Origin of the sequence: Leclercia sp. W6, from assembly GCF_003336345.1 — a bacterium.
In the GTDB taxonomy this organism is placed as follows: Bacteria; Pseudomonadota; Gammaproteobacteria; order Enterobacterales; family Enterobacteriaceae; genus Enterobacter.
In genome coordinates this window covers 1,721,820-1,747,560 of record NZ_CP031104.1, presented here as the reverse complement: position 1 = coordinate 1,747,560, position 25,741 = coordinate 1,721,820, and the positions used below count along the sequence as shown (strand labels likewise).

23 protein-coding genes are annotated in these 25,741 nt (G+C 56.6%); 11 read left to right on the top strand and 12 right to left on the bottom strand.

All coding sequences use genetic code 11. From position 1 onward, the window contains the following. Positions 1-9: 9 nt before the first annotated feature. Complete coding sequence (locus DVA43_RS08540) at positions 10-1,038, bottom strand: sensor domain-containing diguanylate cyclase (RefSeq protein ID WP_114315270.1); 1,029 nt, start codon at positions 1,036-1,038, stop codon at positions 10-12. A gap of 349 nt (positions 1,039-1,387) precedes the next feature. Between DVA43_RS08540 and DVA43_RS08535 the strand changes: the two genes are divergently transcribed. Beyond that, the gene (locus DVA43_RS08535; RefSeq protein ID WP_103179244.1) at positions 1,388-1,693 is read left to right on the top strand and encodes a hypothetical protein; all 306 of its coding nucleotides are present in this window, start codon (positions 1,388-1,390) and stop codon (positions 1,691-1,693) included. A 1-nt stretch (position 1,694) separates the two neighbouring features. Here the strand turns inward: DVA43_RS08535 and DVA43_RS08530 are convergent, their stop codons facing one another. Next, positions 1,695-2,039, bottom strand: a complete 345-nt coding sequence (locus tag DVA43_RS08530) for a DUF488 domain-containing protein (protein ID WP_114315269.1) — start codon at positions 2,037-2,039, stop codon at positions 1,695-1,697. Positions 2,040-2,212: 173 nt separating this feature from the next. Here DVA43_RS08530 and DVA43_RS08525 point away from each other — a divergent pair, with 173 nt between their 5' ends. Next, the gene (locus tag DVA43_RS08525) at positions 2,213-2,923 is read left to right on the top strand and encodes a CTP synthase (protein ID WP_114315268.1); all 711 of its coding nucleotides are present in this window, start codon (positions 2,213-2,215) and stop codon (positions 2,921-2,923) included. Between the two features lie 10 nt (positions 2,924-2,933). Here the strand turns inward: DVA43_RS08525 and DVA43_RS08520 are convergent, their stop codons facing one another. Then, a complete protein-coding gene (locus tag DVA43_RS08520) occupies positions 2,934-4,121 on the bottom strand; it encodes a CynX/NimT family MFS transporter (RefSeq protein WP_114315267.1) in 1,188 nt (395 codons plus the stop codon). Positions 4,122-4,217: 96 nt separating this feature from the next. Here DVA43_RS08520 and DVA43_RS08515 point away from each other — a divergent pair, with 96 nt between their 5' ends. Further along, the gene (locus DVA43_RS08515) at positions 4,218-5,009 is read left to right on the top strand and encodes a helix-turn-helix transcriptional regulator (RefSeq protein ID WP_103179248.1); all 792 of its coding nucleotides are present in this window, start codon (positions 4,218-4,220) and stop codon (positions 5,007-5,009) included. On the opposite strand, the gene DVA43_RS08510 is transcribed toward DVA43_RS08515, so the two are convergent. Then, positions 4,993-5,439, bottom strand: a complete 447-nt coding sequence (locus DVA43_RS08510) for a DUF441 domain-containing protein (protein WP_103179249.1) — start codon at positions 5,437-5,439, stop codon at positions 4,993-4,995. The genes DVA43_RS08515 and DVA43_RS08510 overlap by 17 nt on opposite strands. A gap of 395 nt (positions 5,440-5,834) precedes the next feature. On the opposite strand from DVA43_RS08510, the gene DVA43_RS08505 reads away from it, so the two are divergent. Beyond that, positions 5,835-7,874: a TonB-dependent copper receptor gene (locus DVA43_RS08505; RefSeq protein ID WP_114315266.1), complete on the top strand. Its 2,040-nt coding sequence runs from the start codon at positions 5,835-5,837 to the stop codon at positions 7,872-7,874. A 44-nt stretch (positions 7,875-7,918) separates the two neighbouring features. On the opposite strand, the gene DVA43_RS08500 is transcribed toward DVA43_RS08505, so the two are convergent. Continuing rightward, on the bottom strand, positions 7,919-9,202 hold the full coding sequence (locus DVA43_RS08500) for a YeaH/YhbH family protein (RefSeq protein ID WP_103823926.1): 1,284 nt from the start codon (positions 9,200-9,202) through the stop codon (positions 7,919-7,921). Positions 9,203-9,328: 126 nt separating this feature from the next. Next, positions 9,329-11,263, bottom strand: coding sequence for a protein kinase YeaG (gene yeaG / locus DVA43_RS08495; protein ID WP_103179251.1), 1,935 nt, complete (start codon positions 11,261-11,263; stop codon positions 9,329-9,331). A 434-nt stretch (positions 11,264-11,697) separates the two neighbouring features. On the opposite strand from yeaG, the gene DVA43_RS08490 reads away from it, so the two are divergent. Then, positions 11,698-12,444: a MipA/OmpV family protein gene (locus DVA43_RS08490; protein WP_114315265.1), complete on the top strand. Its 747-nt coding sequence runs from the start codon at positions 11,698-11,700 to the stop codon at positions 12,442-12,444. Between the two features lie 90 nt (positions 12,445-12,534). Beyond that, on the top strand, positions 12,535-13,389 hold the full coding sequence (locus DVA43_RS08485) for an aldo/keto reductase (RefSeq protein ID WP_114315264.1): 855 nt from the start codon (positions 12,535-12,537) through the stop codon (positions 13,387-13,389). A 46-nt stretch (positions 13,390-13,435) separates the two neighbouring features. On the opposite strand, the gene DVA43_RS08480 is transcribed toward DVA43_RS08485, so the two are convergent. After that, positions 13,436-14,320: a D-hexose-6-phosphate mutarotase gene (locus DVA43_RS08480; protein ID WP_114315263.1), complete on the bottom strand. Its 885-nt coding sequence runs from the start codon at positions 14,318-14,320 to the stop codon at positions 13,436-13,438. A gap of 74 nt (positions 14,321-14,394) precedes the next feature. Further along, the gene (gene gapA, locus DVA43_RS08475; RefSeq protein WP_061495017.1) at positions 14,395-15,390 is read right to left on the bottom strand and encodes a glyceraldehyde-3-phosphate dehydrogenase; all 996 of its coding nucleotides are present in this window, start codon (positions 15,388-15,390) and stop codon (positions 14,395-14,397) included. Positions 15,391-15,731: 341 nt separating this feature from the next. Here gapA and msrB point away from each other — a divergent pair, with 341 nt between their 5' ends. Further along, on the top strand, positions 15,732-16,145 hold the full coding sequence (gene msrB / locus DVA43_RS08465; protein WP_103179256.1) for a peptide-methionine (R)-S-oxide reductase MsrB: 414 nt from the start codon (positions 15,732-15,734) through the stop codon (positions 16,143-16,145). 42 nt (positions 16,146-16,187) lie between these two features. Beyond that, complete coding sequence (locus DVA43_RS08460) at positions 16,188-16,466, top strand: YeaC family protein (RefSeq protein WP_103179257.1); 279 nt, start codon at positions 16,188-16,190, stop codon at positions 16,464-16,466. A 47-nt stretch (positions 16,467-16,513) separates the two neighbouring features. Here the strand turns inward: DVA43_RS08460 and DVA43_RS08455 are convergent, their stop codons facing one another. The 4 genes from DVA43_RS08455 to sppA form a co-directional block, all read right to left on the bottom strand. Then, complete coding sequence (locus DVA43_RS08455; protein ID WP_114315262.1) at positions 16,514-17,770, bottom strand: glycoside hydrolase family 18 protein; 1,257 nt, start codon at positions 17,768-17,770, stop codon at positions 16,514-16,516. A 542-nt stretch (positions 17,771-18,312) separates the two neighbouring features. Continuing rightward, complete coding sequence (gene pncA / locus DVA43_RS08450; RefSeq protein WP_114315261.1) at positions 18,313-18,954, bottom strand: bifunctional nicotinamidase/pyrazinamidase; 642 nt, start codon at positions 18,952-18,954, stop codon at positions 18,313-18,315. Positions 18,955-18,963: 9 nt separating this feature from the next. Further along, positions 18,964-19,980: an asparaginase gene (ansA, locus tag DVA43_RS08445; RefSeq protein WP_103179260.1), complete on the bottom strand. Its 1,017-nt coding sequence runs from the start codon at positions 19,978-19,980 to the stop codon at positions 18,964-18,966. A gap of 59 nt (positions 19,981-20,039) precedes the next feature. Continuing rightward, complete coding sequence (gene sppA / locus DVA43_RS08440; RefSeq protein WP_114315260.1) at positions 20,040-21,896, bottom strand: signal peptide peptidase SppA; 1,857 nt, start codon at positions 21,894-21,896, stop codon at positions 20,040-20,042. Positions 21,897-22,062: 166 nt separating this feature from the next. Between sppA and DVA43_RS08435 the strand changes: the two genes are divergently transcribed. The 3 genes from DVA43_RS08435 to DVA43_RS08425 all read left to right on the top strand — a co-directional run bounded on the left by DVA43_RS08435 (position 22,063) and on the right by DVA43_RS08425 (position 25,683). Then, complete coding sequence (locus DVA43_RS08435) at positions 22,063-22,614, top strand: NAD(P)H nitroreductase (RefSeq protein ID WP_114315259.1); 552 nt, start codon at positions 22,063-22,065, stop codon at positions 22,612-22,614. 116 nt (positions 22,615-22,730) lie between these two features. Further along, the gene (gene selD / locus DVA43_RS08430) at positions 22,731-23,774 is read left to right on the top strand and encodes a selenide, water dikinase SelD (protein ID WP_114315258.1); all 1,044 of its coding nucleotides are present in this window, start codon (positions 22,731-22,733) and stop codon (positions 23,772-23,774) included. 4 nt (positions 23,775-23,778) lie between these two features. Beyond that, positions 23,779-25,683 carry a DNA topoisomerase III gene (locus DVA43_RS08425; protein ID WP_114315257.1) on the top strand — a complete coding sequence of 635 codons (1,905 nt, stop codon included), beginning with the start codon at positions 23,779-23,781 and terminating at the stop codon, positions 25,681-25,683. The last annotated feature ends 58 nt before the right edge of the window (positions 25,684-25,741 follow it).

Below are 25,741 nucleotides of genomic sequence, written 5' to 3'. Positions count from 1 at the left end.
TGTACGGGGTTAATCGATATTGAGAAAGGGCGTTTTCCGTTTCCCTTTTTTATCGCTGTACATGACGGCGTCGGCTGTCCGCAGCGCGCTATCGGCATCCAGTTTGGCAGGATCCACCTCAATCACCCCCAGGCTGGCACCCGGGTAGACCAGATGCACATCCCCCAGCCAGTACTCCCCGGCTATCTGCGCGCTTAGTTGTCTCTTCAGCACCGTCAGCGACGTCTGCTCGCCGCTTTCGCTATCATTACTCAGGCAGGCCACCAGGAACTCGTCGCCACCCAGCCTGCCGACGATATCATCCTCGTCGCGTCCTTCATTCAACCGTCTACCCACTTCCACCAGGAACCGATCGCCAGCCTCATGACCAAAGCGATCGTTAATGAGCTTAAAATTATCCAGGTCGATATAGGCGATAATGGCGTTGCGGTTCAGATGGCGCGCGAGCGAGAAGAGGGTTGTGAGGTTCTCGAAGATGGCGCGACGGTTCGGCAGGCCAGTAAGGGCATCGGTATAGGAGTAAGCAATCAGAGCGGCGTTGGCTTCGCGTAACTGCCGGAGCAGCGACTCTTTTTCAATGTACTGGGCGATAAGCCCGGCGAAGAGCTGTAAAACCTGCTCGCCGCGTTCGCTCAGCGGCTGTTTAAGGGTGCTGGTGGAGCACAGTGTGCCGTAGAGCGAACCATCCGTCAGATGGACCGGGATACTCACGTAAGTGGTGATACCCAGCGCTTTTGCCGCGTCGCAGTCCGCAAAGCGTTCAGGTACGTTATCGCTATAGAAGCAGTCGGAGTCGATCGCCCGTTTACACAGCGTATCCCCCCAGGGAACGCTGAGCCCTTCCGGGATTTGCATCTGTTTGCTGTTTCTGGCGTAGAGGATATGCTGCAGCCGGGCGTTGATATCAATTTTGGTAAGGTAGGTGGACTCCATGTCAGTCACTATCTCAAGCATTTCGAGCAGCTGACGCACCAGGCCCTCAAGTGATTGCTCAGTGCTGAGCGTTTCTGAAACACGGGCAAGAATAATATCCGACATGACGCTGCTCAACTCCCCTTACAGATGATCTCTGTACCTGTCTGATTTGCTCAAAGATTGACGGCGGATAGTAAAACATGAATTAACAACATTTCATATATTCAGGCGAGGAACGGCACATTATGGCAGGAAAAAGCCCCGGCGCAGAGCCGGGGAAAATAACAGCTTGATTACGGAATGATGTTCTCTGGTCTTTGCGAGAACGACATCACTATAGCGAGGAAAGATGTCGCCAGAATGAAGAAATCATGGAGAAAGATTAACCGCTCCCCCTGGTGACAGGGCAGACCGGCTGAGATAAACTTTGCTAAGATAATTCTTAAACTCTCAGTATCCAGCACGAGGAAGTATGTTCCAGTTAAATCCGGGCAGCCTGGCGATGGTTATCGGCGCCCGCACGCCAGCAGGTCGTCGCAATATTGGTAAATCTGTGGAGCTGTTTAGCCTCTGTCAGCCGGGGCAGCGTTTTTTAAACCCGGTTAACGGCGTGGTGACCGAGCTGCCGCGAGGGGCAGAACGTCCCCTGTGGCTGGTGACCGGTGATGTCTGGTCGGTGGATAACCAGCACGGCTTTGCGTTTGTTCGCCCGGAACACCTGATGCCGCTCACTCCTGAAGAGGCGCCTGAAACTCTCGACGCGCTGATGCTGGACTGAATTACAGCTCACGCAGCCAGTCGGCTAACACCAGCGCGTGATTTTGCTCCCGGTCTTTCGCGCCGTAGAGCAGCGTCACGGTCTGGTTGTCTGCCAGACGGGCAATGCGCCGCCCCTCATCCTCCTGCAACGCCAGCTCCTGACGATAAAGTTTGCTGAAGCTGGCGAAATCGATCGCCTCACTGTGAAAGTCCTTGCGCAGTGCATTGGAAGGCGCCAGCGTTTTACACCACTCATCGCACGCTAACGCCGCCTTTTTCATGCCCCGCGGCCAGAGCCGATCCACCAGGATACGGTAGCCATCTTTCTGGTTTGCTTCGTCATACAGTCGTTTGCACTGAATCATTCTCTTGCTCCTTAATCCGGGGGATGCGGTGCTGGCGGTCACGATCGTAACGCTATCACAGGTTGGCTTTCCGCTTTCGCCCACTTATTTTAAGGTGTTGTGATATCAACGAAAGATCGGTAGTCTGACGCGCCTTATGTTATCTGATATTTATCTGGCATAAGGATCACTCTATGGAACTCTCGGCCCTAAAAGATACCCTCCGAATTGCGCTGGTCGGCGACTACAATCATGACGTGCCGGCTCACCAGGCGATCCCTCTCGCCATTGATGATGCCGCCGCGGTGCTGGACATTACCGCCGACTACGACTGGCTGGCCACCACCGAATTAACCAGCCCGGAAGACCTGGTCGGCTACGACGCGATCTGGCTGGTTCCTGCAAGTCCTTATAAAAATGCTGACGCTGCGTTCATTGCGGCGCGGTATGCCCGTGAGAACAGCGTGCCGTTTCTGGGCACCTGCGGCGGATTCCAGCATGCGCTCATTGAATATGCGCGTAACGTTCTGGGCTGGCAGGATGCCGCCCACGCAGAAACCGATACCGTAGGGCGAATGGTCATTGCCCCACTGACCTGTTCGCTGGTGGAGGTCGCCGATACCATTGAACTACGCGCCAACACCCTGATCGCTAAAGCCTATGGTCAGGAGGAGATCGAGGAAGAATATCGCTGCAATTATGGCGTTTCGCCTGAATTTGCGCAGGAGCTGGAGAAGGGCGATATGCGCGTCACCGGCTGGGACGCGCAGGGGGAGATCCGCGCCATTGAGCTGGTCACCCATCCATTCTTCGTGGCGACGCTGTTTCAGCACGAGCGCGCTGCCCTTGCAGGGCGTCCTGCGCCGCTGGTGCAGGCTCTGCTTCGCGCGGCACAGAGTTACTGAATAAAAGGGCTTAGCCGGCTGTGATCTCCCGGTCACGCCCGGCAAGGATCCCGCACACGGCCATGATGACTGACACCAGCGCACAGGCCAGCAGCGGGATCCGCCAGTCGCCGTTGGCATCATGGATTTTACCCATCAGCGGCGGGCCACAGGCGGCAAGCAGATAGCCGACCGATTGCGCCATCCCGGAAAGGGCTGCCGCCTGATGGGCCGAACTGGCGCGCAGGCCAATAAACGTCAGGCCGAGGATCATCGTGGCACCGGAGCCAAAGCCAAAAATCAGCGTCCACATCACCGCCATCGTCGGCACAAACCACAGCCCGGCAGCGCTTACCGCACACATCATCGCCGCCAGTCCGGCGATACCGCGCTGATCTTTCAGGCGAAGCAGGATCAGCGGCACGACAATTCCCGGTGCCGCGGTCGCCAGCTGTAACAGCCCGTGCAGGGAACCCGCCTCGGTTTCGCTGTATCCGTGACTCTGTAGGATCGCCGGAAGCCAGCCAATAATTACATAGTAAATCAGCGAGTTAATCCCCAGAAACAGCGTCACCTGCCAGGCCAGTGCGGAACGCCAGATGCCCCGGCTGTGCAGGGCGCGGGCGCCGCTCAGGGAACCGGCAGGGCGCTGACGCCATTGCGGGAGCCACAGCAGCAGGGCCAGCAGAGGAAATGCCATCAGCATTAACAGCGCGCCGTGCCACCCCGCGCCGCTCAGGGCAACCGGCACCACCAGCGCTGAGCCCAGCGCGGCGGCAGCTCCCATGGTCAGGGAGTACGCCCCGGTAAGTTTCGCCACCTGGCCGGGGAAATCGCGTTTGATCAGCCCCGGCAGCAGGACGTTGCCCAGCGCAATACCGCAGCCAATGATGGCGGTGCCGCCAAACAGCAATGCTGAAGAGGGAAGCGAACGCAGGGCAATCCCGGCGATGATCAGCAGCAGGGCGATAAAGAGGCTCCGCTCCATCCCGATGCGCCGGGCGAGGCCAGCCGCCAGCGGCGAAATCAGCGCAAAGGCCAGCAGGGGCAGGGTGGTAAGCAGCCCGGTCTGGGCGGTGGTCAGGGCATAATCTGTACGAATAGCATCCAGCAGCGGCGCTGCACCGGTAAAGGTCACCCGCAGTGAGGTGGCAATCATCAGGATCCCGGCAATCAACAGCGCGCGCTGTTTGCCGGTAGCAGAAAGGGCAAGGGTCATGGGAATCTCTTACGTCGAAATGAGGCTACAGGATACGCATTTTCACCGTGGTTGAAATCAAGCTAAAATGACAGATTATCGCTAATATCGGACAAAATGATGCCTGGACTCGGCCTTGCGGGATACGATCCCGACAGCCAGCACGATCCTGCGGTGGCGTTTCATGTGCGCGTAGTGGAAGACGAGCAGCGCATTCCGTTCCACCAGCACCGCAAAGGTCAGCTGATCCTCGCCCTGCACGGGGCCATTACCTGCGAGGTGGAAAATGCCATGTGGATGGTGCCCCCGCAGTTCGCCGTCTGGATCCCCGGCCTGCTGCCGCACAGCAATAAGGCCACGCCCAGCGCCCGCCTCTGCTTTTTGTTTATTGAACCCGGCGCGGTATCGATGCCGGACCGCTGCTGCACCCTGAAAATTTCACCTCTGGTGCGGGAGTTGATCCTGACCCTGGCGGAGCGCAGCCCCGCTGAGCAGGAGCCTGCCACCCGGCGGCTGGTGCAGGTGCTGTTTGATGAGCTGCCCCGACAGCCACAGGAGCAGTTGCAGCTCCCGGTATCCACGCACCCCAAAATCCGCCTGATGAGTGACACCATGGCCGAATCACCTGCCGCCTGGCAGACGCTGCACCAGTGGGCGCGCCATTTTGCGATGAGTGAGCGCAATCTCGCCCGGCTGGTGGTCAGCGAAACCGGGCTCAGCTTTCGCCGTTGGCGGCATCAGCTCCAGCTGATTGTCGCCCTGCAAGGGCTCATTAGCGGGCAGTCGGTGCAGCAGGTGGCGCAAAACCTGGGTTATGACTCCACCACGGCGTTTATCACGATGTTCAAAAAGGGATTGGGCCAGACCCCGGCCCGGTATGTCGCCAGCCTCGCTACGACTTCCCGATAAACAACGACACCAGCCCGGCGGCGATCAGCGGGCCGACCGGCACACCGCGGAACAATGCCACGCCCAGCACCGTACCCACCAGCAGGCCCGCGACCAGCGTGGGCTGGGAGCTCATTAGCGTAACGCCGCGACCGCCAAGCCAGGAGACAAATACCCCCACGGCAATAGCGATCAACGATTTCCAGTTCATAAAAGCATGGATAAGCGTTGAGGCCGGTAAAGTGCCGCTGGCGATGGGGGCCATCACCCCGATGGTCAGGATGATGATCCCCACGGTCAGCCCCTGTTTTTCAATCCACGGGAAAAAACCGCTAAGCGGCGTCACGCGGACGATGATCAGCACCAGAATTGATATTGCGACCGTGGTGTTATGGCTGATAAAGCCCAGCGCGGCCAGGCCCAGAAGAATGAGCAGGGTAGGGTCAAACATGTGGTATTCCTTGCCAAAATAGAAAAGTAAGCCTGCTTACTTTACGTGCTCGCGCGCCGGTAAAAAGGGTTTTGTGCAAAAAAGAGTGTGATTTGGGCGATTGCCTGAAGTAGAGATGCGGGGCGGACTAACGCCAATGAACAGGCGTGTCAGAGGCGGGAAAATGGCGTACTTTTCGAACAATCACCGCTGACGTTAAGTATCAGCAAAACCAACAACATGACAATTTTCAACTTTTTTCTACAGCTCTTATTCTCTTCAAGCAGCGTTGTTCCGGTGTACACACTTCTGCAAAATTTACGTCAGTTTATGTGCCTGCTCGTTAAGCACTTTCGTTAACGAAAGGATTCGGTTTGGCAGCGGTACACCACGCCACTCTTCGCTCAGGCACAGCAATGAAAAAATTAACGTTTAAACCCCATCCCCTGGCTCTGGCGCTGATGACCCTCTTTTCCGGCGCAGCGCTTGCCACGGACACTATCAGCACAGCGCCGGTTAACGATCAGGATGTGATCACCGTGACGGCCCCGGTCCTTTCTCCGCTTGAAGTGGTCACGTCGCCTAAAACTCCGCGCCAGCCGGTGCCAGCCAGTGACGGCTCGGATTACCTGAAAACCATCCCCGGCTTTAGCCAGATCCGTAACGGCGGCAGCAATGGCGATCCGGTATTTCGCGGCATGTATGGCTCGCGTCTGCGCCTGCTGACCAACGACAGCGAAATGCTGGGCGCCTGTCCGGCGCGAATGGATGCGCCAAGCTCGTACATCTCGCCGGAAAGCTACGATCTGCTGACGGTCACCAAAGGGCCGGAAACCGTGCTCTGGGGGCCGGGAAACTCCGCCGGAACGGTGCGCTTCGAACGTGAACCGCCCCGTTTTGACAGCGCCGGCATCAAGGGCGACGGCAGCTTCCTCGCCGCTTCGAATGACCGCTTTGATGAAAATGCCGATGTCAGCTTTGGTAACGAGACGGGTTATGTACGTCTCAACGGCAATAAATCGAAATCGGGCGACTACAAAGACGGTAACGGCGATCGCGTGGCCTCGAAATGGGACAAGTGGAACACCGATCTGGCCATCGGCTGGACCCCGGATGCGGATACGTTACTGGAACTCACCGCCGGTCAGGGGGATGGCGACGCAAGCTATGCCGGGCGCGGCATGGACGGATCCCAGTTCAAGCGCGAAAGCCTGGGCCTGCGCTTTAAGAAAGAGAATATCGGCGACGTTTTCGATTCCCTGGAGATGAGCGCCTATTACAACTACGCCAACCACATCATGGACAACTACTCCATGCGCTCCCCCGGCACCCCGGATTCCGGCTCCATGAACGGCATGCCGATGGGATCGATGGATATGTCGATGCCGATGGAAAAACAGGTCGATCGTCGCACCGTCGGCGGCAGGATGTTGGGAACCTGGCTATGGTCAGATTTCCAGCTGCAAAGCGGGCTGGATATGCAGACCAACACCCATCGCAGCAATGAAGATGATGAGGACAAAGGCTGGCAGGAGGATGCACGTTTTCACGATTACGGCGCGTTCAGCGAGCTGACGTGGAATGCGACCGATCTGAGTAAAGTGATTGGCGGCGCACGTCTGGATAAGGTCGAAGTGGATAACTATACCGGCATCGGCAGCGACAGCCGCGAGGATACCCTACCGGCGGGCTTCCTGCGCGTGGAGCATAATCTGGGCACGGCACCGGCGATGGTCTACGCCGGGCTCGGTTATACCGAACGTTTCCCCGATTACTGGGAGCTGTTTTCGCCCACCTATGGCCCGGACGGCACCTCGGATGTCTTTGATAATCTCAAACCAGAGCAAACCACCCAGCTTGACGTCGGCGCCCAGTACAAAGGCGAACGTACCACCGGGTGGATCTCCGCCTATGTCGGGCGCATTAACGACTTTATCCTGTTCAGCTACGATCCAAACGATTCCCACGTCAGCCAGGCCGACAACGTGGATGCCACCATTATGGGCGGGGAGATGGGCGCCTCGTATCAGCTGAGCGATCAGTGGAAAACCGATGCCACTCTTAACTACTCCTGGGGGGAGAACACGGACGATCATCAGCCGCTGCCGCAAATGCCGCCGCTGGAGGCACGTCTTGGCCTCACGTGGGAGCAGGGCGACTGGAGTTCAACCGGCCTGCTGCGCATGGTGAGCCCGCAGCATCGGGTGGCGATGAACGAAGGTAACGTGGTCGGGAAAGATTTCGATCAGAGCGCTGGCTTTGCCATTCTCTCCGCCAACGCAGCATGGAAGGTGAATAACTACCTGAAGCTGAGCAGCGGGGTCGATAACCTGCTGGACAAGAACTACAGCGAACACCTGAACCTGGCGGGGAACAGCAGCTTTGGCTACTCCTCCGACACGCCGGTCAATGAACCGGGTCGGACCGTGTGGGCAAAAATGAACGTTACGTTCTGACAGAGAGCTAACGTAAAACCGCCGGTCGATGACCGGCGGTGGCGTTAACTGTTGCTGGTGGCAGATTGCTTATGGAAAAGCTCTCTGAATACCGGATAGATATCGTCCTGGTCGCGAATGTGCTGCATCGCGAAGTTATCAAATGTACTTTGCAGATGTTCATACTCACGCCACAGCGTCTGGTGGGCGCGGCGGGTGATCTCGATATAACTGTAGTAACGCACCACAGGCAGCAATTTTTTCGCCAGAATTTCATGGCACAGCGGCGAATCGTCTGCCCAGTTATCACCGTCCGACGCCTGAGCAGCATAGATGTTCCACTGCGCCGGGTCGTAACGCTCTTTCACCACCTCATCCATCAGCTTCAAGGCACTGGAAACGATAGTCCCCCCCGTCTCCTGTGAGTAGAAGAACTCATGCTCATCCACCTCCTTGGCCTGGGTATGATGGCGAATATAGACCACTTCCACGTTCTTATAGGTTCGGCTCAGGAAGAGATAGAGCAGAATATAAAAGCGCTTCGCCATATCTTTGGTGGCCTGATCCATCGAACCGGAAACGTCCATCAGGCAGAACATCACCGCCTGGCTTGAAGGTTCGGGACGCTTTTCATAGTTCTTGTAACGCAGGTCAAAGGTGTCGATAAACGGCACACGCTCGATTTTGGCGCGCAGTTCAGCGATCTCTTTGCGTAAACGCTCCTCTTCCAGCAGCTGCGCTGGCTCGCTTTTCGCCACGATATCCAGGCTTGCTTCCAGCTCGCGCAGTTCACGCCGTTTGCCCGCGGTCATGGCGGTACGGCGCGCCAGTGAGTTCTGCAGCGAACGTACCACGCTGATATTTGCCGGCACGCCGTTGGCGGTAAAACCGGCCCGATGGGTTTTGTATTCGTTTAACTGACGATGCTGGTTCTTCTTCAGATTCGGCAGGGCCAAATCCTCAAACAGCAGATCCAGATACTCATCTTTGGAGATCTGAAACACAAATTCGTCCTGACCTTCACCGTCCTGGCTGGCCTGCCCCTGACCACTGCCGCCGCCACCACCGCCCCCTTGTGGACGTTCAATACGGTCATTTTGCACAAAATGGTCATTACCGGGATGAACGCGATGGCGCAAACCACCGCGTCCCTGATGGAACATCGGTTCGCTAATATCATCCGTCGGGATAGAGACGGACTCCCCGCTGTCTACGTCGGTCACCGAACGCTTGTTAATGGCCTCGGAGATCGACTGTTTGATTTGCGCTTTATAACGACGCAAGAAGCGCTGGCGATTCACCGTGCTCTTGTTTTTGCCGTTAAGACGCCGGTCAATAAACCAGGTCATATGCCCCCCGTACTGCATTTGCCAACTTTCAGTGCCCGTAAGTGCCGGATAGCGCTGACGCTTATCCGGCCTACGGAACATTGTTGTAGGCCCGGCAAGCTACGTGCCGCCGGGCTTTTTGGGCTGTTAAGACGACTTACGCACGCGCAGGTACCATTCGCAGAGCAGGCGAACCTGTTTGCGGGTGTAACCTTTCTCCATCATGCGGTCGACAAAATCGTCGTGCTTTTTCTGCTCGTCAGTTGAGGTTTTGGCATTGAACGAAATGACCGGCAACAGCTCTTCGGTATTGGAGAACATTTTCTTCTCAATAACGGTGCGCAGTTTTTCGTAGCTGGTCCAGTTTGGATTCCGTCCGCTGAAGTTCGCTCTGGCGCGTAGCACGAAGTTGACGATCTCATTACGGAAGTCTTTCGGGTTACTGATCCCGGCAGGCTTCTCGATTTTCTCCAGTTCCGCATTCAGTGACTCGCGGTCAAACAGCTGGCCGGTATCCGGGTCGCGGTACTCCTGATCCTGGATCCAGAAATCGGCATAGGTGACATAGCGGTCAAAAATGTTCTGCCCGTATTCGGAGTAAGATTCCAGATAGGCGGTCTGGATCTCTTTGCCAATAAACTCGGCATATTTCGGGATCAGATAGCCTTTCAGGAACTCCAGATAACGTTCAGCCTGCTCCTGCGGGAACTGTTCACGCTCAATCTGCTGCTCCAGTACATAGAAGAGGTGTACCGGGTTAGCGGCCACTTCGGTGTGGTCAAAGTTGAACACACGGGAGAGAATTTTGAACGCGAAACGCGTGGAGAGACCGTTCATCCCTTCATCGACACCGGCGTAGTCACGATACTCCTGATAGGATTTCGCTTTCGGGTCCGTATCTTTCAGGCTTTCACCGTCGTAAACACGCATTTTCGAGTAAATGCTGGAGTTTTCTGGCTCTTTCAGGCGCGACAGGATTGAGAAGCGCGACAGCGTCTCCAGGGTCCCCGGGGCACAAGGGGCATGAACCAGCTCACTGTGGTTAAGCAGTTTTTCGTAAATCTTGATCTCTTCGGAGATCCGCAGGCAGTAAGGCACTTTGACGATGTAAACACGGTCAAGGAACGCCTCGTTGTTTTTATTGTTTCTGAACTGAACCCATTCAGATTCGTTGGAGTGCGCCAGGATAATGCCGTTAAACGGCAGGGCGGAAATACCTTCCGTCCCGTTGTAGTTACCTTCCTGGGTTGCCGTCAACAGCGGATGCAGCACCTTAATCGGCGCTTTAAACATCTCGACGAACTCCATAATCCCCTGGTTGGCGCGGCACAGCGCACCGGAATAGCCGTATGCGTCAGGATCGTTTTGCGCGTGGTTTTCCAGTTTACGGATATCCACTTTACCTACCAGCGCAGAGATATCCTGGTTGTTCTCATCACCTGGTTCAGTTTTGGCAATCGCAATCTGCTCCAGAATGGATGGCCATACTTTCACCACGCGGAATTTAGTGATATCACCGCCAAATTCATGCAGGCGTTTCGCTGCCCACGGCGACATGATCGTCCCGAGATAGCGGCGAGGAATGCCATACTCTTTATCCAGTATCTGCGCATCTTCCTGCGGGTTAAACAGGCACAGCGGATGGTCGTTAACCGGGCTGCGTTCACCGTTGGCGCTCAGCACGTAAATCGGCACGCGCTGCATCAACGATTTCAGCCGCTCGGCCAGCGAGGATTTACCGCCGCCAACGGGACCCAACAGATACAAAATCTGTTTCTTCTCTTCCAGACCCTGAGCAGCATGTTTCAGATAAGAGACAATCTGCTCGATGGCATCTTCCATGCCATAAAATTCTTCAAACGCAGGATATCGGGCGACGACCCGATTCGAAAACAGACGGGAAAGCCGTGGCTCCTGGGCGGTATCAACCATATTTGGCTCACCGATAGCCATCAATAGTCGTTCTGCCGCATTGGCATAAGCACTGCGATCTTGCCGGCAGATGGTAAGAAACTCCTGCAGTGTGAACTCTTCGTCCTTGGCAGCTTCATAACGCTGGCGATAGTGATCGAATATATTCATGGCATGCCGTCCTTTCGTTTTTTAGCACAGGAAAAGAGCCGTTCATATGAATAGTAGAGGCTCCCGGAAGCGGGATCCGTTGCACCTCACTGCCAGAGCAGCAACCCGTGTGCCAGGTCGGGCGGCTGAAACTGCGGGGTGATCAGGTATTCAGCTTCTTAAAATTAAGCGTAGATGGCATTTGCAAAACTTGCATGTATGCAAAAACTAATTTCAATGACATATCAATAACTCATCCAAAAAAATAGCCAAATCTTAAACGTCAAACACACTTCTTTCACTGAACGGTAATGCGCGTGACAGCGTTTCGTCATCTGTCGCAAACAAAATAGTCGGTTAATCAAAATGATTAGGAGACAAAAAATTTTGAGCAATGGGGGGGATGACGGTTACACTTCACACGCTGATTATTTGACTACAGGAAAGAATGGATTGTGACCAAACTCAAACTTCTGGCACTGGGGATTATCGTTGCCACCTCAGTGAGTACAGCATACGCGGAGAATCAGTGGTCAATTGGTGCTGGTGTCGGCGTAATCAATAGCCCTTATAAACAGTACGATCGTGATTTCTACCCGGTTCCGGTTATTACCTATGAAGGCGATAACTTCTGGTTCCGTGGGCTGGGCGGTGGCTACTATCTGTGGAACGACCAGACCGACAAACTCTCCATCATGGCTTATTACGACCCGACGCACTTCAAGCCAGGCGATAGTGATAACTATCGGCTTCGCCAGCTCGACAAACGTAAGAGCACCATGATGGCGGGCGTTTCCTGGGTCCATAACACCGAATATGGTTTCCTGCGTACCGCCCTGGCTGGCGACACGCTCGACAACAGCAACGGTTATATCTGGGATCTGGCGTGGTTGTACCGTTACACCAACGGCGGGCTGACGCTCACCCCGGGTATTGGTCTGGAGTACAGCAGCGACAACTACAACGACTACTATTATGGCGTGTCCCATAAAGAATCACGCCGCAGCGGCCTGCATAGCTATGACGCAGACGATGGCTGGAGCCCGTACCTGGAGCTGACCGCAAGCTATAAGTTTGCCTCTGACTGGAACGTCTACGCGACGGGCCGTTATAACCGCCTGAGTGACGAGGTGAAGGATAGCCCGATGGTCGATAAGTCCTGGACCGGTCTGATGTCGATGGGTGTGACTTACAGTTTCTGATTGTGCATTTGTACTGCGCAATTTGTGCATCATAACGGGGCCCTCGGGCCCCGTTTGTTTTAGGGTGGTGCAGACAAACAGGAGCGTATTATGAGCGAAAAAACCGTCAACTTTGGCGACAATAGGGTGCTTCCGGCCATCGGTCAGGGCACCTGGTATATGGGGGAAAAGGCAAGCCAGCGCCGCCAGGAGAGCGATGCCTTACGGGCAGGCATTGAGCGGGGGCTGACCTTAATTGATACCGCCGAGATGTATGCCGAGGGCGGCGCGGAAGAGGTGGTTGGCGAGGCGATTAAAGGCCAGCGCGATAAGGTCTTTCTGGTCTCCAAAGTCTACCCGTGGAATGCCGGTGGCAAAAAAGGGATTGCCGCCTGCGAAGCCAGCCTGCGCCGTCTGGGCACCGATCATATTGACCTCTATCTGCTGCACTGGCGGGGAAATTACGCTCTGGCAGAGACTGTCGAACTGATGGAGACGCTGCAACAGCAGGGCAAAATTGGCCGCTGGGGCGTCTCGAACCTTGATTATGCGGATATGCAGGAGCTGGGACAGGTGCCGGGCGGGCAGGCCTGTGCCACCGATCAGGTGCTCTACCATCTGGCCTCACGCGGTATCGAATATGATCTGTTGCCCTGGTGCCAGCAGCAGTCGATGCCGGTGATGGCCTATTGCCCGCTGGCGCAGGCCGGGCGACTGCGCGCCGGGCTGATGAATCACCCGGTGGTCAATGCGATTGCCAAAGAGTACAACGCCACGGCGGCCCAGGTGCTGCTGGCGTGGGTGATCAGTCACCCTGGGGCGATGGCGATCCCGAAGGCGTCATCAATCATGCATGTGAAAGAGAACGCGGGCGCGCTGGGTATTACCCTCTCAGCAGAGGCGTTACAGAAGCTGGATGCCGCCTTCCCGGCGCCGAAAAACAAAACGGCATTAGACGTGGTGTAAAGTGGACGTCATGCCCTCTCAGCATGGAGAGGGCAAGGGCAGGGCATTAACGCTTCACAATGTGAATGGTCTGTCCCAGACGGGTCGGTTTCTCTTCCGTCGCTTTTTGCGGTTCGCTGACGCAGGCGGTCTCTACGCAGACAAAGGTTTTATAACCGTCATCCGGCATATCACCCATGCTGACTGACAGCGCCGGGCCAGGGTTCCAGCCAACCACGTTGCTGTGGTGGTGATGAATTACTTCAATGGCGCGGTTCAGGGAGGTATCTTCGATAACGCTGCACGCTTCCGGGTTCAGATAGACGCGGTCGGTACGATCCGGGAAGGTCTGTGCGCCGTCGGTCAGTCGGCCTTCTTTCGCATTATCCACTTTGTCGATAAAGGTATCGCCAAGGCCATTCACCGTGACGGCAGCGATATCGCCGACGTTGAAAAAGGTGTGCAGGGCGGAAGTGGTTTCAAATTCACCGTGCGCTTCCAGTTCGATCTCGCAGGTTTTACCCAGCTTAAAGCGGGCATAGAGAGTGAAGTCGTGCGGCCAGAGTTTGCGCGTTTCACCATCGCTTTGCAGTTCAAAGGTTAACACCACGCCGGACTCATCTTCGTTGTGGGCTTTCAGCGTCCACGGCAGGTTGCGGGCAAAACCGTGCGACGGCAGACCCTCCTGCGTCGCCGGGCCAAACCACGGCCAGCAGATTGGTACGCCGCCACGAATAGCGGCCCCTTTTTTAAAGGAGGTGATATCGCTTAGCCACAGCGCTTCCATCTCACCTTCCGGCTGCCAGGAGAGCAGGTGCGCGCCGTGCAGGGCAACAGAAGCCTGAACCTGCGGATGGTCAACTACGATCACTTCAACATCGTCAATCTGACGGCGGGAAAGCACAGGGGTAAGCTGTTCGACTACCGGAAGTGCAAAAATTGTTTTAATCATTACGCAATCCTCTGTCTTTAAAGCAAAAAAAAGGCGACCAGGGGTCGCCTTTTTGGATCAATTTCTCATCTCACTTATTTGGAGATGTGAGCGATCAGGTCCAGAACTTTGTTAGAGTAGCCGGTTTCGTTGTCGTACCAGGAAACCAGTTTCACGAAGTTGTCGTTCAGTGCGATACCTGCTTTAGCATCGAACACGGAAGTGCAAACTTCGCCGTTGAAATCGGTAGAAACAACGTCGTCTTCGGTGTAACCCAGAACGCCTTTCATTGGGCCTTCAGAAGCCGCTTTGATTGCTTTCTTGATTTCTTCGTAGCTTGCTGCTTTTTCCAGACGAACGGTCAGGTCAACAACAGATACGTTTGGAGTTGGAACGCGGAACGCCATACCAGTCAGTTTGCCGTTCAGTTCTGGCAGAACTTTACCTACAGCTTTAGCTGCGCCGGTAGAAGATGGGATGATGTTCTGAGCTGCGCCGCGGCCGCCGCGCCAGTCTTTGTGAGACGGGCCGTCAACGGTTTTCTGAGTCGCGGTGGTTGCGTGAACAGTAGTCATCAGACCTTCGATGATGCCGAAGTTGTCGTTGATAACTTTTGCCAGCGGTGCCAGGCAGTTGGTGGTGCAGGATGCGTTAGAAACGATGTCCTGGCCAGCGTAAGTTTCGAAGTTAGCACCACGAACGAACATTGGGGTGTTGTCTTTGGAAGGACCAGTCAGAACAACTTTTTTCGCGCCAGCGGTGATGTGCTTACGCGCAGTTTCGTCGGTCAGGAAGATACCGGTTGCTTCAGCAACAACGTCAACACCGATTTCGTTCCATTTCAGGTTAGCTGGGTCTTTTTCAGCAGTAACACGGATGGTTTTGCCATTAACAACCAGGTGGCCGTCTTTCACTTCAACGGTGCCGTTGAAACGACCGTGAGTTGAGTCGTACTTCAGCATGTATGCCATGTACTCAGCGTCTAACAGATCGTTGATGCCAACGATTTCGATGTCAGAACGTTCCTGCGCAGCACGGAAAACAATACGGCCGATACGGCCAAAACCGTTGATACCTACTTTGATAGTCATATATTCCACCAGCTATTTGTTAGTGAATAAAAGGTTGCGTGTAAAATTACAAAAACCTTACGCAGCGTCAAGCGGAATCGTGTCAATCATTGCGACAAATCAATCCTTAGCATTAGCTTTGCTCGATTGACCTACCTCACATTCCCTTGGAGCTTGCACCCATATGGGGCCTGCGCACGGAATTTTAAAGGGCTGCCCACATAAAAACGTGGAGTAGATCACATTTGTCTGACCGCCTCTGCGCAACGAGTAAGTTTAGATCAAAAGTTCATACTTCAGTGTTAATGTTTTGTTAGAATCGACAGTAAAAGTTGTCTGTTTCAACTGCGAGATGTAAGCCTATGTCGAATCAACATAACTCCGATGAACTGAAAAAAAACCTCACCGAAATGCAGTTCTACGTGACGCAAAATCACGGGACGGAACCGCCGTTTACCGGGCGTCTGCTGCATAACAAAAGGGACGGTGTTTACCACTGCCTGGTCTGTGACGCTGCGCTGTTTAACTCCCAGAGCAAATACGATTCTGGCTGTGGCTGGCCAAGCTTCTATGAACCGGTCAGTGAAGAGGCCATTCACTATCTGAAGGACCTCAGCCACGGTATGGAGCGCATCGAGATCCGCTGCGGAAACTGTGACGCCCATCTCGGTCACGTCTTCCCGGATGGCCCACAGCCCACAGGCGAGCGTTTTTGCGTCAATTCCGCCTCCTTAAGCTTCACCGACGACGAGAATGGCGACCAGACGAAAGGCTGAAAAATCGATTCAGCAAATTATTCCTTCGGAGCCCGATTTAACATGAATATTGAAGAGATGATCAACGGCATGACGCCGGAAGTGTATCAGCGTCTGGTCACGGCGGTAGAGCTTGGCAAATGGGCCGATGGCGTGGCCCTGACCCCGGAGCAGAAAGAGAATTGCCTGCAACTGGTGATGCTCTGGCAGGCGCGCAATAACACCGAAGCGCAGCATATGACCATCGACACCCAGGGCCAGATGGTGATGAAAAGCAAACAGCAGCTGAAGGAAGATTTTGGTATTGCACCGAAGCCGATTGCGACGCTGAAGGTCCAGTAAGCAGAACCATTGCAGCCCGGTGAATGGCTCACCGGGCCTGTTTAACGTTACGGGTGTTTTATCCCCAGCGACTCGGCCAGCTGCTTCGCCAGCTGGTTATTGTCATCCGCCCCGTACTCCCAGAACATGGCCCCGGCCAGACCTTTCTCTTTGATATACTCGGCTTTGATCGCCACCGAGCGCGGATTTTCATACGACAGGGCAAACAGCGGATTGCCATTATCGGACTTCACCGACAGCCACGGCACTTTCGCCTCATCGTCCCACTGCTCGGTAAACCGTTTCTGCGGATCGTTTAAAAACGTCTTCACAATGTCGTTGTATTTCACGTAGGTATCTTTGGTCAGATCGTAGCCCAGTGATTTGAACAGGGCGATCTGCTGTGCGCTGAAGTAGGGCTGGGTCGCGGGATTTTTCTGCGCGTCCGGTTTGCTCCAGTCGATACCCGGCTCGACGGCGCGTTTCGGCACGCGACCATAGAAGCCGATACCCAGGTTCATCTGCTGCGGCTTCAGCCCGGCGGCCAGATAGTTGTTCACCACAAAGTCGACGCTATATTTATCCGCGGCGGCCACGGTCGGCCAGGCGCTGGAGTCATACAGGTTGGCGTTAAAATACTGGGTGCCATACGCCATGTCGTAGGTCATCAGGTTGATGTAATCGAGCAGAGGCGCCACTGCTTTCACGTCCACCCAGCTTTTCGGGCTCTCGGCGTTGGCGCCCACCGCGATGGTCACCAGTTTTTTATGTCCGAACGCGGCACGCAGTTCTTTCAGCAGGGCGGTAAAGTTAGCCCGGTCTTCTGGCTTACTGGCGACCAGCCCCCATGCGCCGTTAACCGGAAACTCCCAGTCGAGATCGATCCCGTCGAGGCCATATTTCTCTACGATCGCCTGGGCGGAGCGGATAAACACTGCGCGGGTTTCCGGGCTGGATGCCGCGCCCGAGAAGCCACGGGCCCCCCAGCCGCCGACAGAGAGCAGAACCTTGAGAGCGGGGTTCTGTTTACGCAGGACAGGGAGCAAAGCCAGATCGGCTTCAACCTTAGGGGATAGCCAGATTTGATGCAGTTTAGCGGGGTCTTTTAACGCCGGATTGGTTTCGTCTTTTTCGTCGTTATAGATCAGGCCAAAGGAGTAATTCAGATGGGTGATCTGGCGCACGTCCAGTTTATTGATATCCCCGCCCGGCCCGGCGGTGACGTCGCCGCCGCCGTTAAAATAGCCGACGGACATCAGCGAACTGGCGGAAGCAATGGATGCGCAAAGCAGGGGTAAAGCTGCCAGCAAGGGCAAACGTTTCATAGCAATTCCTCTTCAATTTTGACGGTAAAAAAAGCACGCCACGTAAGGGCGTGGCGAAAAAAATGCCAAAAAAGAATAACATCGCCGTCTCGCTGAGAGTGCGAGGCAGTTCACTTTATGAGACTTAATGAGAATTATGCCCGGCGGCGCTGGCGCTTGCACGGGCCTACGGGTGACAGGGTTTTGCCCGGCGGCGCTGCGCTTGCACGGGCCTACGGGTGGCGGGGTTTTGCACGGCGGCGCTGGCGCTTGCACGGGCCTACGGGTGACGGGTTTTTGCCCGGCGGCGCTGGCGCTTGCACGGGCCTACGGGTGGCGGGGTTTTGCCCGGCGGCGCTGCGCTTGCACGGGCCTACGGGTGACGGGGTTTTGTCCGGCGGCGCTGCGCTTGCACGGGCCTACGGGTGGCGGGGTTTTGCCCGGCGGCGCTGGCGCTTGCACGGGCCTACAGGTGGCGGGTTTTGCCCGGCGGCGCTGCGCTTGCACGGGCCTACGGGGTTTGTAGGCCGGGTAAGGCGTAGCCGCTACCCGGCACAAGGCTATCAGGCCTGCGTCTCTTGCCAGTCCGCCAGCGTATACAGAGTGGCACCTTCCGCCGCCATATCCATAAACGCCTGAGCGCTGTCCTGGCGCTGAATATTCACCCCGCGACAACCGTCGGTAATAACGTTCACCCGGTAACCCAGCTGCAACGCATCCAGCACGGTAAATTTCACGCAGTAGTCCGTCGCCAGCCCCATCACAATCAGCTCCACGATTTCGTGATGGCGCAACCACTGATCCAGTCCCGTTTTTTGCCGGTGCCCATTGTCGAAAAAGGCGCTGTAGCTGTCGATGTCAGGGTTTTCACCCTTCTGGAACACCGCGTCAATGGCTTTGCTGTTAAGCAGGGGATGCAGCTCGGCGCCTTCGGTATGCTGCACGCAGTGATCGGGCCAGAAGGTCTGCGGCAGGCCGTCCAGTTCGCCCTCGGTAAAGGGCTCAACGTCATGCTGGCTGGCAAAGCTACCGTGATCCGCCGGGTGCCAGTCCTGGCTGGCAACCACCGCTTCACCGCGCGCCTTACACCAAGCAATCAGTTCGTTGGCGATGTCGACCGTGCTGTCGCCTTCGGCCACCGCCAGCGCGCCGCCTGCACAAAAATCATTCTGTAAATCGACCAGTAACAGGGCTCGTTGCTTCATAGGAACTCCTTATTCGTCTGGCGTCAGTTCGCCACGCAGGTTTTGCATCATCGCGGTGCGGATCGCCTGCACATCCAGATCCTGACTGAGTAAGTAGTGAAGTTTAGTCAGCGTGGCCTCGACCGTCATATCGAATCCGCTCACGACCCCCGCTTGCGCCAGGGCGTTACCGGTGGCGTAGCCGCCCATGTTCACTTTACCGGACATACACTGGGTCAGGTTCACCACCACGATCCCACGGCTGCTCGCCTCCTGAAGCTCTTTCAGGAACTCGCCGTTCTGCGGGGCGTTACCCACGCCGTAGGAGCGCAGGATCAGCGCTTTCACCGGCTGACGCAGGAAGTTACGTACCACCTCGGCGGAGATGCCCGGGTAGATCGTCACCACGCCAATCGGCTGCGGGGTGATCGGATGGACCACCAGCTCGCCGGAGGTGTGCGGCGCCGGAGGCGTACCGAGGCGGCGAATATGAATACCCGCTTCCAGCAGTGGCGTGAGGTTCGGTGAGGCAAAAGCATCAAAGCCGTCCGCGTGGGCCTTGGTGGTGCGGTTTCCGCGGTAGAGCCGGTTATTGAAGAACAGGCTGACTTCGTTAATCGGGAAATTGGCCGCCACGTACAGGGAGTTAAGCAGGTTGATCTGCCCGTCGGAACGCAGCTCCGCCAGCGGGATCTGCGATCCGGTGACGATCACCGGCTTACTGAGGTTTTCCAGCATAAAAGAGAGCGCCGAGGCGGTAAACGCCATGGTGTCGGTGCCGTGCAGGATCACAAAGCCATCGTAGTCGTCGTAATGCGCTTTAATGTCGTCGGCGATGTGCTGCCAGTCTTCCGGGGTCATGTCGGAAGAGTCCATCAGCGGATCATATTCGTGAATAGTGAAGTCCGGCATCTCCGGGCGGTGGAATTCAGGCATTAATGCCAGCTGGCGCTGCAGATGGCCAGATACCGGGATGTAGCCATTTTCTGAACGCTGCATACCGATGGTACCGCCGGTATAGGCCACATAAATTGATTTCTTTTGCATGATGTAATGTTCTTGGGCTTCAAAGAAAAATCCCCTCTTTGCGGAAGAGGGGATAAGATTTAACGTACGTTAGCGCAGGTAAGGCAGAACGCGTAGCGGTTTTGCGGATCGTTAAAGGCGGCCAGCTTGTCGCCCTCGGCTTTGACCGCTTTCGCCGCCGTAGCGATCGGAGCGGGCAGGTAAGCCTGCAGCGCGTCTGGCAGCATGGCTTTTACCGAGCCGGAGACGCTGTCCATTACGAGATCCATGAAGGTTGGCTCATCCTGATAGAAATCGACGTGCCACTGCTTCAGCTTCGCCAGTTCAGCAGCTTTGGCGACGGCATCATCGAAGTCGCCCAGGTTATCCACCAGACCGTTGCTCTTCGCATCCTGACCCGTCCAGACATGACCCTGAGCAATCTGGTCGATCTGTTCCGGGGTTCGCTTACGGGAGTCGGCCACCAGGGTGATGAAGCGCTTATAGCCATTCTCAATGCTGAGCTGCATCATCTGCGACACTTCCGGCGGTAACGCTTTGGTCACGGCGATGTCGGCCAGCGGCGACGTGGCGACGCCATCGGTATGCACCCCCAGATAGTCGAGGCTGTTTTCAACGGTGTTAATCACCCCGAAGATGCCGATGGAGCCGGTAAGGGTGCTCGGGTTCGCCACGATGTAGTTCGCCGGGGTGGAGATCCAGTAGCCACCGGATGCTGCCATACCGCCCATGGAGACCACTACCGGTTTCCCGGCGGCGCGCGCGGCTGCCAGCTCAGCGCGGATCACTTCCGATGCGCTGACGCTGCCGCCCGGGCTGTTAACCCGCAGCACAATCGCTTTCACTTTCGGGTCGAGGCGCGCGTCGCGGATCTGCGCGGCAGTGGTATCGCCACCGACGTTGCCCGGCGTCTCTTCGCCATCCATGATCGCCCCGTTCGCGAAGACCACGGCGATGCTGTCCCCGGTATCGGCACGTTTTTTCGCCTGATAATCATAGAAACTGATGGCGCTGTAGTTCTTCTCCTCTTTGCTCCAGCCGAACTGTTTGGTCAGGGACTTTTCAATTTCGGCGCTTGAGCCTAGGGCATCCACCAGCTTGTTATCCAGCGCATATTTCGCGGTATCGCCATCAACCTTACGCAGCCCATCCAGCACGCCCTGCGCGCCCGGGAAGACCTGCTCGGTGGTGATCTGGCGGTTAGCGGCCACGGTGCTGAGGTAGTTCTGCCACAGTTCGCCAATCCAGCGGCTGTCCGCTTCACGGGCGGCAGGGGACATATCGTCGCGGATAAATGGCTCAACGGCAGATTTATAGGTCCCGACGCGGAAGACGTGGGTGGTGACCTTCAGCTTATCGAGCAGCGATTTGTAATAGAGGCCGTTAGTGGCAAAACCGTGCAGATCGACGGCGCCCTGCGGCGAGAGCCACACTTTATTGGCAAAGCTCGCCAGATAGTACTGCCCCTGGCTGTAGTTATCGCCCACCGCAATCACCGGTTTGCCGCTGTCGCGGAATTCCCGCAGCGCTTTACCGATATACTGCATCGAAGGCTGATCTGCCCCGGCAAAATTTTTCAGATCCAGCACGATGCCGGTGATGTTGCGATCGTCCTTCGCCTGACGAATGGCGTCGACGATATCGAACAGCGAGTTTTCCTGCAGGCGGTCGCCGCTGGCGCCAAACAGCTGGCGGCCCAGCACGCCAAGGCGATTGCTGGTGGAAGGTTTATCCACCACCACGCCGGCGATATCCAGCAGCAGCGCGCCACGCCCGGCGCTCTGACTCTGGCTGGAGGCGCTGAGGTGCATCCAGACACCGACGCAAACTATCACAAACAGGATGAAAAAGAGGTTCATCACCAGGTTGCGGACGAAATTCAGCAGTCGCCACGTCCATTTAAAAAAGCCGGCAAACAGTCGCCAGAGGGTTCGCATGTATTCTCCCTGTCCAGATAATTACCTATTCCGTCGCTACTGGACGGCGTTGTCGGGCTATCGTAATGACCCGACCGTCACTTGTCAGCAGGAATCGCCTGCTACGCTGTAACAAAATCTGCCGTCGTGTTAATTTTGAGTAAATTTCAAGACAGGAGTTAACCCAATGGATGCACTCGAACTGCTTGTTAACCGTCGTAGCGCAGCGCGTCTGGCGGAGCCCGCGCCAGCAGGCGAACAGCTGGAGAATATTCTTCGCGCCGGAATGCGTGCCCCTGATCATGGCACCTTACAGCCCTGGCATTTCTTTATCATAGAGGGTGAAGGGCGCGAACGCTTCAGCGCCCTGCTGGAGAAAGGCGCTATCGCCGCCGGGCAGGATGAAAAAGCGATTGAAAAAGCCCGCAACGCCCCGTTCCGCGCACCGATGATTATCGCTGTGGTCGCGAAATGCCAGCCGCAGCACAAGGTGCCGGTGTGGGAACAGGAGATGTCCGCGGGCTGCGCGGTCATGGCGATGCAGATGGCGGCGGTCGCCCAGGGCTATAACGGTATCTGGCGCAGCGGCGCACTGACCGACAGCCCGGTGGTCCGCGAAGGTCTGGACTGTGGCGCAGACGATAAAATCGTCGGTTTCCTCTATCTGGGCACCCCGCAGCTTAAAGCCTCGACCAACGTCTCCGTGCCCGACACCACGCCTTTTGTCACCCGTTTCTGATTAATGGCATAAAACTGTCTGGATCCTGAGCAAGTGCAGCAGAATTCAGACAGTCATACTTATCACTTAATGGAATGAGCGCTAACATAGTGCAATTGTAATGAAAGGAGATTGTCATGAGCGAGCAAGCCATTCGTTTAACGCAATACAGCCATGGAGCCGGTTGCGGTTGTAAAATTTCCCCCAAAGTGCTGGAAACCATTCTGCACAGCGAGCAGGCGAAGTTTATCGACCCGAACCTGCTTGTTGGCAATGAAACCCGCGATGATGCTGCCGTCTACGATCTGGGTAACGGCACCAGCATTATCAGCACCACCGATTTCTTTATGCCGATCGTCGACAATCCCTACGACTTCGGGCGCATCGCGGCCACTAACGCCATCAGCGACATTTTTGCGATGGGCGGTAAGCCGATCATGGCGATTGCGATCCTTGGCTGGCCGATTAACACCCTGGCCCCGGAGATCGCCCGCGACGTGATCGAGGGCGGGCGTTTCGCCTGCCAGCAGGCGGGGATCGCCCTGGCGGGTGGCCACTCCATTGATGCCCCCGAGCCGATTTTTGGCCTGGCGGTGACCGGCGTGGTGCCCACGGAGCGCGTTAAGCGCAACAGCACCGCGGAAGCGGGCTGCAAGCTGTTCCTCACCAAGCCGCTGGGCATTGGCGTGCTCACCACCGCCGAGAAAAAATCGCTGCTGCTGCCTGAGCACAAAGGGCTGGCGACCGAGGTGATGTGCCAGATGAACCTTGCTGGTGCTGCCTTTGCCAACATCGAGGGCGTGAAGGCGATGACCGACGTCACCGGTTTTGGCCTGCTGGGCCACCTGAGCGAAGTGTGCCAGGGCGCAGGCGTGCAGGCGCAGGTCTGGTATCAGGACGTGCCGAAGCTACCTGGCGTGGAAGCCTATATTGCGCAAGGCGCGGTCCCGGGCGGCACACAGCGTAACTTCGCCAGCTACGGCCATCTGATGGGCGAGATGCCTGCCGAATGGCGCGATCTGCTGTGCGATCCGCAGACCTCCGGCGGCCTGCTGCTGGCCGTGACGCCAGACGCCGAAGAGGCGGTGCGCGCGACCGCCGCCGAGTACGGTATCACCCTGACCGCCATTGGCGAGCTGGTGACCGCCCGCGGTGGCCGTCCGATGATTGAGATCCGTTAATTCAATGCGGTTATTTATTGCCGAAAAACCCAGCCTCGCCCGGGCGATTGCGGACGTATTACCCAAGCCGCATCGCAAGGGTGACGGCTATATTGAGTGCGGAAACGGGCAGGTGGTCACCTGGTGTATCGGCCACCTGCTGGAGCAGGCCCAGCCGGACGCCTACGACAGCCGCTATGCGCGCTGGAATCTTAACGATCTGCCCATCGTGCCGGAGAAGTGGCAGCTGCAGCCGCGCCCGTCGGTCACCAAACAGCTCAACGTCATTAAGCGGTTACTGAACGAGGCATCCGAGGTGATCCACGCCGGTGACCCGGACAGGGAAGGGCAACTGCTGGTGGATGAAGTGTTGGATTACCTGAGTCTGGCGCCGGAAAAACGCCAGCAGGTGCAGCGCTGTCTGATTAACGACCTCAACCCGCAGGCGGTAGAGCGGGCCATCACCCGTCTGCGCGCCAACAGCGAGTTTGTCCCGCTGTGCGTGTCGGCGCTGGCCCGCGCCCGCGCTGACTGGCTCTACGGCATCAACATGACCCGCGCCTATACCATTCTCGGGCGCAACGCGGGTTATCAGGGGGTGCTCTCGGTGGGCCGGGTGCAGACGCCGGTGCTGGGGCTGGTGGTGCGCCGTGATGAAGAGATCGAGAACTTTGTCGCCAAAGACTTCTTCGAAGTAAAAGCCCATATTGTCACCCCGAAGGACGAACGCTTTACTGCAGTCTGGCAGCCGAGCGAGGCCTGCGAACCCTATCAGGATGAAGAGGGACGCCTGCTGCATCGTCCGCTGGCCGATCATGTGGTGACCCGCATCCAGGGTCAGCCCGCCGTCGTCACCAGCTATAACGATAAACGGGAATCAGAACCCGCGCCGCTGCCGTTCTCCCTTTCTGCTTTGCAGATCGAGGCGGCAAAACGTTACGGCCTGAGCGCGCAAAACGTGCTCGATATCTGCCAGAAGCTGTATGAAACGCACAAACTCATTACCTACCCGCGTTCCGACAGCCGCTATCTGCCGGAAGAGCATTTCGCCGGGCGCCACGCGGTGCTGAACGCCATTGCCGTACACGCCCCCGATCTCGTGCCACAGCCGGCGGTCAACCCGGATACCCGCAACCGCTGCTGGGACGATAAAAAGGTGGATGCCCACCACGCCATCATCCCGACGGCCCGCAGCAGCAATGTCAGTCTGACGGATAACGAATCGAAGGTGTATAACCTCGTTGCCCGTCAGTATCTGATGCAGTTCTGCCCGGATGCGGTGTTCCGCAAGTGCGTCATTGAGCTGGAGATCGCCAAAGGCAAGTTTATTGCCAAGGCGCGTTTCCTCGCCGAAGCGGGCTGGCGCGCGCTGCTGGGCAATAAAGAGCGGGACGAGGAGAACGACGGCACGCCGCTGCCGGTGGTGAAAAAAGAGGATGAATTGCTGTGCGAAAAGGGCGAAGTGGTGGAGCGACAGACCCAGCCGCCGCGGCACTTTACCGACGCCACGCTGCTCTCCGCGATGACCGGTATCGCCCGTTTTGTGCAGGATAAAGATCTGAAGAAGATCCTCCGCGCCACTGACGGCCTGGGAACGGAAGCGACCCGTGCCGGGATCATTGAGCTGCTGTTCAAACGCGGTTTTCTGCATAAGAAAGGACGTTATATCCACTCAACGGATGCCGGAAGGGCGCTGATCCACTCCCTGCCGGAGATGGCCGCCAGGCCAGACATGACCGCCCACTGGGAGTCGGTGCTGACCCAGATTAGCGAAAAGCAGTGTCGCTATCAGGACTTTATGCAGCCGCTGGTGGGTACGCTGTTCGATCTGATCAACCAGGCGCGAAACACGTCAGTAAGGGATTTTCGCGGTATGGTGGCGCCGGGCGGCGACAAGAAGAAAAAGTTTAAGAAGAAGAGTGCGGCGTAAAGAATTGCCGGGTGGCGCTGCGCTTACCCGGCCTACGGTTCGTACTTTTGTAGGCCGG